The sequence below is a fragment of the Shewanella nanhaiensis genome (assembly GCF_019457885.1).
Taxonomy (GTDB): domain Bacteria; phylum Pseudomonadota; class Gammaproteobacteria; order Enterobacterales; family Shewanellaceae; genus Shewanella; species Shewanella nanhaiensis.
In genome coordinates this window covers 353629-367896 of record NZ_JAHZST010000004.1, presented here as the reverse complement: position 1 = coordinate 367896, position 14268 = coordinate 353629, and the positions used below count along the sequence as shown (strand labels likewise).

12 protein-coding genes and 1 other annotated feature are annotated in these 14268 nt (G+C 44.5%); of the genes, 2 read left to right on the top strand and 10 right to left on the bottom strand.

Features of this window, described 5'->3' with window-relative positions; genetic code table 11:
• The first annotated feature begins 393 nt into the window (after positions 1 to 393).
• Positions 394 to 515 (top strand) — a sequence feature (Phe leader region).
• A 111-nt stretch (positions 516 to 626) separates the two neighbouring features.
• Entirely contained in the window at positions 627 to 2615 is a 1989-nt protein-coding gene (gene pheA / locus K0625_RS08330) for a prephenate dehydratase (protein WP_220109262.1), read from the top strand.
• A 77-nt stretch (positions 2616 to 2692) separates the two neighbouring features.
• On the opposite strand, the gene K0625_RS08325 is transcribed toward pheA, so the two are convergent.
• From K0625_RS08325 to ffh, 10 genes are all read right to left on the bottom strand, one after another.
• Positions 2693 to 3028: a hypothetical protein gene (locus K0625_RS08325; RefSeq protein WP_220109261.1), complete on the bottom strand. Its 336-nt coding sequence runs from the start codon at positions 3026 to 3028 to the stop codon at positions 2693 to 2695.
• Positions 3029 to 3143: 115 nt separating this feature from the next.
• On the bottom strand, positions 3144 to 4241 hold the full coding sequence (locus tag K0625_RS08320; protein ID WP_220109260.1) for an FAD-binding oxidoreductase: 1098 nt from the start codon (positions 4239 to 4241) through the stop codon (positions 3144 to 3146).
• 148 nt (positions 4242 to 4389) lie between these two features.
• Complete coding sequence (hcp, locus tag K0625_RS08315) at positions 4390 to 6048, bottom strand: hydroxylamine reductase (protein WP_220109259.1); 1659 nt, start codon at positions 6046 to 6048, stop codon at positions 4390 to 4392.
• Positions 6049 to 6625: 577 nt separating this feature from the next.
• Complete coding sequence (gene tyrA / locus K0625_RS08310) at positions 6626 to 7765, bottom strand: bifunctional chorismate mutase/prephenate dehydrogenase (RefSeq protein WP_065187464.1); 1140 nt, start codon at positions 7763 to 7765, stop codon at positions 6626 to 6628.
• A 54-nt stretch (positions 7766 to 7819) separates the two neighbouring features.
• Positions 7820 to 8911, bottom strand: a complete 1092-nt coding sequence (locus tag K0625_RS08305) for a 3-deoxy-7-phosphoheptulonate synthase (RefSeq protein WP_220109258.1) — start codon at positions 8909 to 8911, stop codon at positions 7820 to 7822.
• 566 nt (positions 8912 to 9477) lie between these two features.
• Positions 9478 to 9831, bottom strand: coding sequence for a 50S ribosomal protein L19 (gene rplS / locus K0625_RS08300; RefSeq protein WP_012323895.1), 354 nt, complete (start codon positions 9829 to 9831; stop codon positions 9478 to 9480).
• A 35-nt stretch (positions 9832 to 9866) separates the two neighbouring features.
• Entirely contained in the window at positions 9867 to 10613 is a 747-nt protein-coding gene (gene trmD, locus K0625_RS08295; RefSeq protein ID WP_012323894.1) for a tRNA (guanosine(37)-N1)-methyltransferase TrmD, read from the bottom strand.
• Between the two features lie 15 nt (positions 10614 to 10628).
• Entirely contained in the window at positions 10629 to 11159 is a 531-nt protein-coding gene (gene rimM / locus K0625_RS08290; protein ID WP_012323893.1) for a ribosome maturation factor RimM, read from the bottom strand.
• 20 nt (positions 11160 to 11179) lie between these two features.
• The gene (rpsP, locus tag K0625_RS08285; RefSeq protein WP_012323892.1) at positions 11180 to 11431 is read right to left on the bottom strand and encodes a 30S ribosomal protein S16; all 252 of its coding nucleotides are present in this window, start codon (positions 11429 to 11431) and stop codon (positions 11180 to 11182) included.
• A 194-nt stretch (positions 11432 to 11625) separates the two neighbouring features.
• Positions 11626 to 12999, bottom strand: a complete 1374-nt coding sequence (ffh, locus tag K0625_RS08280) for a signal recognition particle protein (RefSeq protein WP_012323891.1) — start codon at positions 12997 to 12999, stop codon at positions 11626 to 11628.
• Positions 13000 to 13316: 317 nt separating this feature from the next.
• On the opposite strand from ffh, the gene K0625_RS08275 reads away from it, so the two are divergent.
• Positions 13317 to 14105 carry a cytochrome C assembly family protein gene (locus K0625_RS08275; RefSeq protein ID WP_012323890.1) on the top strand — a complete coding sequence of 263 codons (789 nt, stop codon included), beginning with the start codon at positions 13317 to 13319 and terminating at the stop codon, positions 14103 to 14105.
• Positions 14106 to 14268 lie beyond the last annotated feature (163 nt).

The following is a 14268-nucleotide window of genomic DNA, read 5'->3' as shown; positions in this document are numbered from 1 at the left end:
TAAGATGAAATGTGCTTTTACCTAAATCAATCCCTATAACGCGAAAGTTAGACATGATGACCACCTCTTCTTTGTTAACCAGACAAACTGGAGTTTAACACTAGGTTGGGGCGTACCATCTTATTAATGTGGTAGTTATGTCTGGAACATTTATGCCATATTCCATGGACGGAAAAATGTGGTAGTTATGTCGAGAACATTTATGCCACATTCCATCACCCACTCTCCTGAATGCTCTCAATCACTAATTTGTTCAACAAGCCTACGGGGCTCTGAAGCAAGCACTTCGAAGTAGATTGGATATACGGGATTGCTATTAATCACGCATACGGTTAAATATAAAACGAGTTTTTAATTGACACTCCTTAGCTCGGGCTTTACTTTTATAGTTATGAAACAACGTAACGTTCACTTTTTTACTTTCTTTTTTATTCCACCCATACAGGGAGGCGGAATTTCGGTGTAAAAACGAAAGTGAAAATTCCAAAGCCTCCCACTAGGGGGGCTTTTTTGTGTCAGGAACACTTATGTAAATTTACCATGGACGGATATAAATTTACTTTGTGTCAGGAACACTTATGTAAATTTACCATGTATCAGAATTAGGAAATTAACTAGAGGACAGCATGAGCAAACCACAGCCACTAAACCATACCCGTGAACAGATCACCTCATTAGATAAAGATCTACTGGCACTATTGGCTAAAAGACGTGAGCTCAGTCTGGACGTAGCCCGTAGCAAAGAGGTCGATATTCGCCCTATACGCGATACACAAAGAGAGAAAGAGTTACTTTCCCGATTAGTTAAACAGGGGCGAGAGCAAGGATTAGATGCCCACTACGTTATCTCCCTCTATCAAAGCATTATTGAAGACTCAGTACTCAATCAACAAGCCTACCTCCAAAGCCGCGCTAACCCTGACACTCAAAAACAGCAATATAATGTCGCCTACTTAGGTGCAAGAGGCTCCTACTCCTACCTCGCCGCCAACCGTTATTGCGATCGCAGACAGGTCAACATGCAAGACTTAGGCTGCAAGAGCTTCGATGAGATAGTTCAGGCCGTAGAATCTGGCCATGCCGATTATGGGTTTCTTCCCATCGAGAACACCTCTTCGGGCTCTATCAACGAGGTCTATGACGTCTTACAACACACAAGTTTAGCCATTGTCGGCGAAACCACAATTGAGGTTGGTCACTGCTTATTAGCCAAAAATGGCAGCAAGTTAGAGCAGATTAAAACCGTCTATGCCCACCCTCAACCTATCAGTCAATGCAGTCGATATCTAACTCTTCATCCAGACTATAAGCTAGAATACTGCTCAAGCAGCGCCGAAGCGATGGAGCGAGTGATAGAGAGTGATGATCTTAGTGTTGCCGCCATAGGTAGTGCAGAAGGAGGCGCACTCTATCAACTTGAAGCAATAGCACAAGATTTAGCAAATCAGAAAATTAACCAGAGCCGCTTTATCGTTGTTGCAAGAAAAGCCATTGCCGTTCCTGAGCAGCTTCCAGCAAAAACAACCTTGATCATGGCAACAGGTCAAAAACCAGGTGCTCTGGTAGAAGCCCTTTTAGTGCTAAAAGCTCACAACCTGAATATGAGTAAGCTAGAGTCACGTCCCATCCCTGGTACGCCTTGGGAGGAGATGTTTTATCTGGATCTCGATGCAAACCTTGCCAGCGATGCCATGCAGTCAGCCCTGAAAGAGCTAGAACGCATCACCCGCTTTATTAAAGTATTAGGCTGTTACCCTTGTGAAACGGTTAATCCAACTCAGCTCTCAAACAGTCAGCTGATGATTGAACCAGATACCAGCCGAGCTGAGCACTCAGATAAGCCTTCAGTGACTCAATCAACTCTCAACGCTGGGCAATCTAGATACAGCAAAACCAACCTTGATGATGCCACAGAGGTAACCATAGGCCAGCTACAGATTGGTGATGGCCAGTTTGGTGCCATTGCACTTATCTCTTTGCCCCAAGAGAGTGAACTCTACAGCCACAAAGCAAAATCACTTAAAGAAGCTGGCTTTCAAGGCGTAATTTTAGAGGGCTTATCTCATCAAATCGATATCGGCAGTAATATCCTTGAGTTTAAAAAAGCACTGCACCAATTTGATCTCGAGTGCATCATCGCAGTCGAGCATGAGTCTGAGTTAAAATTTGCCACTGATCATGCCAGTATTTTACTTATCACAGGCAAACAGATGCATAATAAGCCCTTACTTAAACAGGTGGGCTCACTGCATATTCCTGTGATACTTGAGCGCAATACCATGGCAAGTATCGAGGAGTTACTCAATGCAGCAGAGACAGTACTGACCCAAGGAAATCAACAGCTAATCCTTTGTGAATCGGGTGTAAGAACATTCAATGACTCAATGATGCCCTCTCTCGATCTTGCAGCACTAGTGGATATTAAGACAATAACCCACCTGCCAATTTTGATTAACCCCTGTTACGCATCGAGTCAGCAAACACTCTCCCCCCATGCAAAAGCTGCAAAACAGCTTAAGGCGGACGGGTTAATATTGAACTTTTCATCTGAAAATAGTGAGTTTGATGCTGAGCTCGCCAGCCATAGTGAACTACTTAGAAACCTATACCAATAAACCTATTTTCTCATCGGTATTAGCCAAAAAAAATGAGGACCTAGCTAGGTCCTCATTTTTTATCTCAACTTTAGAGACTAAACCTCAACACCCTCAGTCAAACTTAACCAACCTTTGATTATTCGGTGGCAAAACCAGAGTGTTGCAACAAGATAGATGCTGACGCTTAGCCACAGTGGTGAAAGGAAAAAACCTACCCCAGCTAAGATTGCAAAGCCAATCATTGAGTGTCTCTGCCAGCGCAGGTGTGATTGAACCATAGCACTAACACCTTGCGGCTTATGGGCAAGGTTGATGGCTAGCCCTAACAAGGTAGGTAGAAAAAAAAGAGGAAAAGCTGTCATCAAGCCGTAAAGAAGGTGCGCTAAGCTTGGGTCGTCTATCGCCGCTCCCTCTGTCGCCGTCGATATCATAGATATACTCCAAAAATGACACGTTGATCTAATAGGTTCACCCCTTAACAATACGTTGTCACTGGCTATTGCGCAAATTCTACTTGCTCAATCTTGTTAATTCCCTCACTCAAGGTTAAAGCACTAAGGTGATATCCGACTTTAATTTTGTTGAACAGGCCAACACAAAACCTTGCTCAATCTCATCGGGCGTTAGGCTCATCTGGCTGCTGGACTCAGTCTCTCCCTCAACGACCTGACACTTACACGCACCGCATACGCCCGAACGACAAGCAGCAATAATAGGCAAGCCTTCAGCTTCAATCCCTTCAAGTAAACTCTGCTCAGGGCTCAGCGCCCTTTGGCGATCCCCTATGCTTAACATAAAGGTTTTTGTCTCAGGGGTTTGTGCCAAAGTCGCCGTTGAACTCGTCTGCACAATACCGTCACCAAAGCTCTCTTGATGGTATTGAGACATATCAAAACCCAGCTCACTGAGTACAGCTCGTACTCCTGACATAAAAGGCGCTGGACCACAGACAAATATGGTTCTATCTTGAAAATCGCTCACAAGCTCACTGAGGTATTGCCCATTAATTCGGCCAGCTCTACAGCTATACTCAGCAGTCAGCTTTTCGGCATCAGATTCTAGGATATAGCTTAAATCAAAGTGTGGGTTGTTCAGCGCTATCTTATCTAACGACTCTTTAAAAATAAGATCTCTCATGCTCTTTGCGCAGTGAAGAAAAGCGATATCAGCGCCCACTTGAGTATCGGTTAACCAGCGAGTCATAGAGTACATAGGGGTAATGCCACTACCAGCACTTAAAAATAGGTACTTAGTTGCAGGAATATCGACTAAGTTAAATACTCCATCAGGACCAGTTGCCACTACAGTGTCACCAACCTGAAGCGATTCGGTCAGATAGTTAGACACTACACCAGCTTCGATGCGCTTAACAGTCACAACGATAGAGTAAGGCCTAGACGGTGAAGAGGATATGGTGTAACTGCGATAAATCACTGCGCCATTAATCTCAAGCATAAATGTCAAAAACTGACCGGGCTTAAACTGAAACTTAACTGGGCTTTTCCCCTGAAAACGAAAACTCACCACATCATGGGTTTCATGCCACTTCTCTACACATAACAGCTCAACTTCACCATGTAACCAAGTTGGTGAGGTGAGTTGCAGTTCATCCATATCCAGCTTAGAGGGGGTATCTAGGTTCATTTTATTTCCATTCACTAAGAGAAAGAGATTTCAATAGAGCAGCTAATACATAAAGCCAATGTAAAAGTATTGGAGACAATTGGCCAAGACCTTAGATTGATACCAATCAGTATAAGAATCTTGGCCAGTCTCGATATAGGCTTAAGCCCTATGCGACATTGAGGATGGTGTTCAAGTCGGCTTCTACCGTTGTGGTATTACGCAATCCAAACTTCTCCTCTAAGATATTAAGCAGGTTCTCAGTAAGGAAAGCCGGTGGTGTTGGCCCAGTGCGAATGTTTTTAACGCCCAGTGACAACAGGGTAAGTAATACAACAATCGCTTTTTGCTCGAACCATGAGAGTACTAAGCTCAAAGGTAGCTCATTAATCTCACACTCAAATGCTTCTGAAAGCGCGATAGCAAGCTGAATCGCCGAGTAGGAGTCATTACATTGACCGATATCTAACAGACGTGGAATACCATTAATATCACCAAACTCCAGCTTGTTAAACTTGTACTTTCCACAACCTAAAGTCAGGATCAATGAGTCATCGGGCGCCTGAGTCGTAATATCGGTAAAGTAGCTTCTATCCGCTTTATCGCCATCGCAGCCACCGACAAGGAAGAAATGCTTAATAGCACCACTTTTCACATTCTCTATCACTGCCGGAGCTGCAGCCATAAGCGCATTGCGGGCAAAACCTATGGTGATTAGATGGGGGATCTCATCATAGATAAAGCCATCAAGTGCTAAGGCTTTTTCGATAACCTGAGTAAAGTCATCACCAACAAGATGGGTCACACCTGGCCAGCCAACGATACTACGAGTAAAGATACGGTCTGAGTAGTTGCCTACGTTTGGATCGATAATACAGTTAGAGGTCATCACCACAGCGCCGGGGAAGTTAGCAAACTCCTTCTGCTGGTTCTGCCAAGCACTGCCATAGTTACCCACTAGGTGTGGATATTTCTTAAACTCAGGGTAAGCCAATGCAGGCAGCATCTCACCGTGGGTAAAGACATTAATCCCCTTACCCTCTGTCTGCTTAAGGATAAGCTCAAGGTCGACCATATCGTGACCTGAAACTAAAATCGCTTTGCCCTTCACTGCAACGGTATTAACTTGAGTTGGCTCAGGGTGTCCAAAGGCATTGGTTTCGCCTTCATCTAACATGGCCATCACTTTGTAATTTAACTGACCTATCTCCATGGATGTGGCAAATAGCTTATCCACATCAACAGAGTCTTCTCCAAGGAAAGCCATGATCTCATGAAAGCTCCCTGCCACCTCGGCATCAGTTTGATCTAAAACACGTGCATGCTCCATGTAGGCTGCCGCACCTTTTAAACCATATAAACATAACAAACGAAGACCTAATATATCTTCATGCACATCACCGCGATTAGGAGCCGCAAGCGGGGCTTGAGCTAATAACTCAGGCTTAGCAGTGGCTAACACTAACTGAGCTGGAGCACTCATTTCGGCAACAGTGACTCCGTTTGCAGCGCACTGCGCTTCGTAGGCATCTTTTAAGCGAGTACGGTAGGTATTGGCTTGCTCAACATACTCAATCAGTCTTGCATCATCAAAATTCACATTGGTTAATGTTGCAAAAAAAGCTTTAGGAACAAAGGTATCTATCTCAGCATCGATAATGTTGAACTCACGAGCCTTTACGGCGTAAGCCGACACACCTTGGAGAATGTAGATAAGAAGGTCTTGAAGGTCTGAGGTCTCAGCAAGTTTGCCGCACATACCTTGAGAGTAACTACAGCCATTTCCTGCTGGGGTTCTGATTGTCTGTTCACACTGAATACAAAACATTACTATTGCTCCTAATTTTAATCATGCTTTTTGTTTGCATGTTTTAAACTAGTGTAAAGGTAAGGTTTGCCACTTAGATAGTAGAATTTTATTTAATCAGTAAAAGTTTGAGGCAGATCAAATTGAACAGCGAGGAGTAAACATACATCACAAAAATAAAAATACTTGTTTATTAACAAGCGCTAGTAATACCAATCGGTATAAGAAAGTGATCTACTCAAAGTTTTTTTGGCAAGCTAATTCAAGGCGAATGAATGACAGAATGGTTATTCCCTTGTGAGTTCATTCAACGCAGAAGTAGGCAGCCAAAAACACTCCTTACAGGCGAGTTTTAGCGCATCCGCTGCAGCGTTAACGAGCTTAAACGTAGAACAACTATGTTCCTCACTCGTTGCCTTGCCTCAGAGGCGCTAAACTCTCGCTGAGCGATCACATCTTTATACCGATTGGTATAAAATAAATATAGAAGAGGGCAGTTATTGCAATCGCCAAAAATAAGCTTAGAGACAGGAACGAAAAAGGGAGCCTAAGCTCCCTTTCATTACATAGCGAATACTAATCAATATAAACCGCTAAATCAGCCTGTTTTCATATCATTGACAGACTGCAGCATAGCTCGACTCTCACGCTGAAATTGAGGTGCAAAATCACCAAACCACTGCGCGACCTCTTTAAACTGCTCAACAAATGCATCCCTGTCCCCTACCTGTAAAAGAGAGAGGGCTTGAGAGTAGTTATCGAGGTAATCACCAATCGCCTGCATACTCTCTTTTTGCGCGAAGATAATATCGGCATAAAGCTCAGGGCTTTGAGCAAACAGACGCCCCACCATGGCCAGCTCTAGCCTATAGATAGGAGAACTAAACTGAAGCAAGCTCTCAATATCCGCCTCCTCCTTATAGAGGTTTAATCCATAGACGAACGAAGAGAAGTGACGCATAGCTTGAACCAGTTGCATCGCCTTATCGTGTCTCTCAGGCTCTGCTTCAACAATTCTGGCTCCCCATATCTGGATCTGCTCAAGTAGCCATTGATACTCAGCGCTCTGGCGGCCATGACATACCACGACAACTTGTTTCGCTAAGCTGCCTACATCTGGTCCAAACATAGGGTGCAGACCGACAACGGGCCCACTGTGCGCCGCAAGCATGGCTTCAACGGGCTCACCTTTTATTGATGTTAAATCGGCTAAAATACAGCTTTGCGGTAGTGTCGTGAGTTTATCTTTTATCAGATCACAAGTAATACCAATAGGCACGGTCACTAAGACTAATCCTGCTCCGTCAAAGATCTCATCAGCTCTAGCCCAGTCATCTTTATCGATGACTTTTACCTGATAGCCAGATAACACCAGCATCTGAGAAAACAAACCGCCTAATTTTCCGCTACCACCAACGATAACCACATGACCTAAATCTGGATTGACCTGCTTAAAACCGATATCTTTCTCGTTGAGGTAGGACTCACGCATTAAGCGTCTTAGAATATCCTCAATGAGCTGTGGCGACACATCCATCTTTTTAGCTTCTTCACGGCGCTTAGCTAACATGGCAGCTTCTCGCTGGGGAGCATAAATCGGCAATCCTGCTCCATGCTTGACTGCACCAACTTGTGCAACCAGATCTAACCGTTTTCTAAGCAGGTGGATCAACTGCTGATCAACACCATCTATCAGGCCTCGTAAATTCTCAAGTTCAGCCGTCGTTCTCTCATTCATTCGTTATCATTCCATCAAGAAGGCATAAAAACAGGGTCACTTTAGCAGTGATTATTAACCATTAACCACTTTTCGTTGATCGAAACGATTAGGTAACACGCTGCTCAGTGATGCGGCTCCGGCTCGCAACAGCTCCTCTGTCGTGGCCCAATCAATACACGCATCCGTGACAGAGACGCCATAAGCCAGCTCACTCATCGGCTTATTACTGCTTTGATTCCCCTCATTGAGGTGGCTCTCAAGCATCACACCAATGATAGATTGATTACCGGATAAAATCTGCTTAAATACATCTTCGCAGACCCCTTTTTGCTTTTTATGATCCTTTGATGAATTGCCGTGGCTGCAATCGACAATTAAACGTGCATTCAAGTTCGCACTGTGCAGTTGACTCTCACAATCTTTAACGCTCTTAGCATCATAGTTAGGGCTCTTACCACCTCGCAGAATAACGTGGCCATCAGGGTTACCCGCAGTTTGAAGCAGTGCCACCTGCCCTTGCTGGTTAATTCCCATAAATCTGTGACCACTGGCAGCAGACTCGAGGGCATTGATAGCCACTCCTAACTTACCGTCGGTGCCATTTTTAAAACCCACTGGCATAGAGAGGCCTGACGCCATCTCTCTGTGTGTTTGTGACTCAGTGGTTCTTGCACCAATAGCCGACCAAGTGACCAGCTCAGACATATATTGAGGGCTGATAGGATCGAGCGCCTCCGTGGCAACAGGTAAACCTAACTCAGCCAACCAGATCATCAACTCACGGGCCTTTCTTAGGCCTTTCTCAACATCAAACGACTCATCCATATCGGGATCATTGATCATCCCCTTCCAGCCTACGGTCGTTCTTGGCTTCTCGAAGTAGACTCTCATCAAAATAAAGAAGTCGTCTTTTAGCTCATCATGGAGCGTCTTAAGCTTCAATGCGTACTCTTTCGCAGAGTCGATATCATGGATTGAACAGGGACCGGTGACGATAAGTACGCGGTTATCTCGCTTGTGTACGATATCAGCAACTGTTTTACGGGCATTTAATACATAGTGGTATGCAGACTCAGACAGAGGAAGCTCAAGCTTTAGCTCTTGAGGTGTCACGAGTACTTTTTCTGAACTGATATGAACATTATTTATTGTATCTTGCTGCATACTAACCACCTGATAATTCCCTAAGTTGTCTGAATTGCTCTGTTCTCTGTTTAATTGTGCTCTCAATAAGCTTTGAAAACTGTAAACCTATAAACCTATAAACCTATAAACCTATAAACCTATAAACCTATAAACCTATAAACCTATAAACCTATAAACCTATAAACCGTAAAGCCGTAACGCTACACCATTACAATCGAGAACTAACTATGCCTGTGGTTAATCCTAAGATCAAGCAAGATCTACCAACTAAAACAAAATTCATGGAAAAAAGAGAAGGACCTAGTTTCTAGGTCGATATGACTCCAGTGAAAATAACTTCTCAGTTGAAGCAGGTTCTACATATAGAGGGAGTTATACCTATCGGTATCTGGCTTGCTGCTATCATTCTGAACTGATTGCAGACTCGAACTTTATCTCGAAGCTCTTTTTGTCTTTTCTTTCCTCTTAACTTTCTCGGCTTGTCTTGAACTCAAAACTTTCCCAGCTCCTAGAAACACAAAAACCCGCCTATTGGCGGGTTATTGTGCGAACACTGCGTCTTTTTCTTACTGCGAGCTACTAAATTACTTAGTAGAAAGCTTCTCACGGATACGTGCAGACTTACCTGAACGCTCACGTAGATAGTAAAGCTTAGCACGACGAACACGGCCACGACGCTTAACTTCGATATCAGAGATGATTGGGCTGTGCGTTTGGAATGCACGCTCAACACCTTCACCATTAGAGATTTTACGTACAGTGAATGCAGAGTGAACGCCGCGGTTACGCTTAGCGATTACAACACCTTCGAACGCCTGTAGACGCTCTTTACCACCTTCAACAACACGTACTTTAACTACAACTGTGTCACCTGCACCAAATTCTGGTACATCTTTCTTCATTTGCTCTTCGTTGAGCATTTTAATGATGTTATTCATGAAATAAACTCCATACTAGTAATAACTGATCGTAACTATCCACACTCATTTGTTGAATCAACAAACTGAGCTAAAAGCTTCGTTTGTTCGTCAGTCAGAGCTAGATTTTCTAATAATTCTGGTCGCCTTAACAAAGTTCTACCGAGACTTTGTTGTAGACGCCAGCGTCTAATATGTTCGTGGTTACCACTTAACAAGACTGCCGGTACATCTAAACCATCCAAGGTTTCAGGGCGAGTATAGTGGGGACAATCCAATAAACCGTCAGAGAAGGAGTCCTGCTCTGCCGAAGCTTGTTTACCGAGTACACCCGGTACCAATCTTGATACTGAATCAATCAGAGTCATCGCTGGAAGTTCACCGCCCGAAAGCACGTAATCTCCAATTGACCACTCTTCATCCACTTCAGTTTGAATAATACGTTCATCAACACCTTCGTATCGACCACATACCAAAATCAAACTGTCCGATTTAGCTAACTCTTCGACGCCTTGCTGTGTCAGCTTGCGCCCCTGAGGAGAGAGATAAATCACCTTCGCACTGTCGCCAGCTGCCGCTTTCGCAGCATGAATAGCGTCGCGTAAAGGTTGCACCATCATCAACATGCCAGGGCCACCACCATAGGGGCGATCATCCACTGTCTTATGTTTATCATGGGTGAAATCTCTTGGATTCCACGTTTGCAACTCTAACAGGCCCTTGTTAACGGCCCGACCCGTTACTCCAAAGTCTGTGACGGCACGAAACATCTCTGGAAACAGGGTTACAACCCCTAACCACATATGTTGTACCTCGACTTAAAAGTCCGGATCCCAATCCACTAAGATCTGTTTCTCCGTTAAGTTCACCTCTAGGACGAACTGCTCGGTGACAAAGGGGATCATACGTTCCGCTTTGCCGAAGCCATCTTTGGCGTTAGCTTTAACAAGTAGTACATCATTCGATCCTGTTTCCACGATCTCCTGAACCTTACCCATGTTATAGCCTTTGGTATTGGTTACTTCACAACCGATGAGGTCACGCCAGTAGAATTCATCTTCTGGTAGTTCCTGCATCTGCTCTGCAGACACAGCAATCTCACAATTTGTGAGCATCTGTGCCTGATCCCGTGTTTCTACGCCTTCAAGAGAAGCCACTACAGCTTTACCCTGAAAACGCCACTGGGTAACTTTTACTTCGCGCCACTCACCCTGCTCTTTAATCAACCAAGGTGAATAATCAAAAATACCTTCAACAGATTCGGTATAGGTAGTGATCTTCAACCAACCCTTAATGCCATGACTGGAGCCTATTTTACCCAGTACGACAGGTTCTTGTTTACTACTCATCAAACTATACCTTAACGCTATTAAGCAGCAGCTTTACGAGCGTCTTTGATCAACTTTGCAACACGCTCAGATGTTCCAGCACCGTTAGTTACCCAGTGCTCAACACGGTCTAGGTCAAGACGTAGAGTCTCTTCCTGGCCACGTGCCATTGGGTTAAAGAAACCAACACGCTCAATGAAACGACCATCACGGGCATTACGGCTGTCAGCAACTACGATGTTATAAAATGGACGCTTTTTTGCGCCGCCACGAGCTAAACGAATGGTAACCATGCGTCTTCAATCCTCTAATGGTTTGCTTCTAAGAAGCAAAATAAAAACTGGGACTCCGTGTTCGCGAAGTGTCCCAGTGTAGAAAGCCGGACGATTTTACCTTACTCGCCGACGAATGCAATGTTTTTTGACCACTAAAATAAAAGGCTCGGGCTAGGCCAATGCCCAACCCGAGCCTTCAATTTAACTAGATTTTAACGGCCTGGCATCTTCATGCCTGGTGGCAACATACCGCTCATGCCACGCATCATCTTTTTCATGCCGCCTTTACCCGACATCTTTTTCATCATCTTCTGCATCTGTGTAAACTGCTTCAACAAGCGATTTACGTCTTGAATTTGTGTACCAGAACCTTGAGCAATACGGCGCTTGCGCGATCCTTTAATGATATCTGGGCGAGCACGCTCACCTTTAGTCATGGAGTTGATGATCGCTTCCATCTGGTTAGTCATCTTGCCATTTTGAACTTGAGCTAATGCTTCTGGCGGTAACTGACCAACACCCGGAAGCTTCTCAATCATGCCCATCATGCCGCCCATGTTCTTCATCTGCTGAAGCTGTTCACGGAAATCTTCAAGATCGAAACTGCCGCCTTTCTTCACTTTCGAAGCCAGCTTCATCGCCTTGTCTTTATCGACGCCGCGCTCAACCTCTTCAATCAGTGACAGCACATCGCCCATGCCTAAGATGCGTGATGCGACGCGATCAGGATAGAATGGCTCTAGTGCGTCGGTCTTCTCACCCACACCTAAGAACTTAATCGGCTTACCGGTAATATGACGGATAGATAAAGCAGCACCACCACGTGCATCACCATCGACCTTGGTCAATACCACACCAGTCAAAGGCAAAGCTTCATTGAATGCTTTAGCTGTATTTGCCGCATCTTGACCCGTCATGGCGTCGACAACAAACAGAGTCTCTACTGGATTGACCGCAGCATGAAGTGCCTTGATCTCATCCATCATGCTCTCATCGACATGCAGACGACCTGCGGTATCGACAATAACCACATCGATAAACTTGAGTTTGGCATGGGCCATCGCAGCATTAACAATGTCGATAGGTTTTTGGCTGACATCCGATGGGAAGAACTCAACTTCAACCTCAGTCGCCAAGGTTTCTAGCTGTTTAATCGCGGCTGGACGATAGACGTCGGCGCTGACAACTAAAACTGATTTCTTTTCACGCTCACGTAGGAACTTAGATAGCTTCGCGACACTGGTAGTTTTACCCGCACCTTGAAGACCTGCCATCATGATCACAGCAGGAGGCTGAGCCGAAAGGTCTAACGCTTCATTGGCTTCACCCATTGCGTTTTCAAGTTCGCTCTGGACTATCTTAATAAATGCTTGGCCTGGACTGAGACTCTTAGAAACTTCCTGCCCTACCGCACGCTCTTTTACGCTGTTAACGAAATCACGTACAACAGGTAGAGCCACATCAGCTTCGAGTAGTGCCATGCGCACTTCTCGTAAGGTTTCCTTAACATTATCTTCTGTTAAGCGACCACGGCCACTAATATTCTTTAGTGAACGTGACAGTCTGTCCGTTAGGTTCTCAAACATTATCGAGTTCTTACCTTTAGAATTGATATTTATAGGGCGGCATTATATACCCAAGCCTGCGTAATAAGCTAGTTTCAGCGCCCCTTGATAATAGACTCAATCTTGACTCTCTTTGAAGTGACAATGGACAACAAATGTTCGAAACTTAGGCCTAACGCTCAGAAAGCACTAATTTTTGTGCCTCAAGCTACTGCACAATTAGTTGTCCCTCGTGTTATTCTAGGTATAGTCTTCGCTTGTTCGTCACATTCAGGCTTGTCAGCTAAGTGATAAACAAGATACTAGCATCGCAAACAAAAACGATAGGTTAATACTCAATGGTTATATTTTCCGCTTCAGCCATGTTTTTTTACTGCATCGCCTTAGTGCTAGTGGTGAGCCGTCTGTTTCATAGTGACGGTCCTAATCGCCGCCTAGTTGCAGCAGTTGCTGCCATTGCCGTCGTCTTACACGCAGCAGCGCTTTCCCAAGCTATGTTCACCGGTGACGGACAGAACTTCAGCCTAACCAATGTGATCTCACTGGTTAACTGGATTATCGCCTTTAGTTTTACAGTGCTGCTCTTCAGGCTCAAGATGATTGTGGTCGTGCCAGTGGTTTACGCTTGCTCTATCATCTCTGTCGCCCTACTTTGGCTAGTGCCACCAGAATATATCACCCATTTTGAGATCCACCCGGATATCTTAGTGCATGTGGTGCTTTCGCTTATGGCATACAGTGCCTTGATGATCGCGGCATTATATGCCATTCAACTTGCTATCATTCAAAATAAGTTAAAGAGCAAGAAGCTGATTATGAACCCAGCGATGCCACCTTTAATGACCGTTGAGAAACAGCTTTACCATCTAGTAATTGTCGGTGTTATTTTGCTTAGTTTATCGCTCGCCACAGGCTTTATCTTCCTCGACGATATGTTTGAAGAGGGCAAAGGCCATAAAGCGGTACTCTCAATCATCGCTTGGTTTACCTATATTGCCATGCTTGCACAGCAATATTGGGTGGGCTGTAAAATAAGAACCGCCGTTATCTATACCCTTTCAGGCGCGACACTATTGTCACTTGCCTACTTTGGCGCACGAATCGTCAAAGAGCTAATTTTAGGCTAAACAGCCCCCATCCTATCGCCCTTTTATTTCATAGATTGATGACATTTTAATGAATGAGATAAAAGGGCTGACTTGACACGTTAAAAGAATCGCTGTAATTAGTAGTTTCTATCGCGTGTTTCAGCCGCTTAGTAAATTTGTAATCAAACTAATGGAGCTCCTT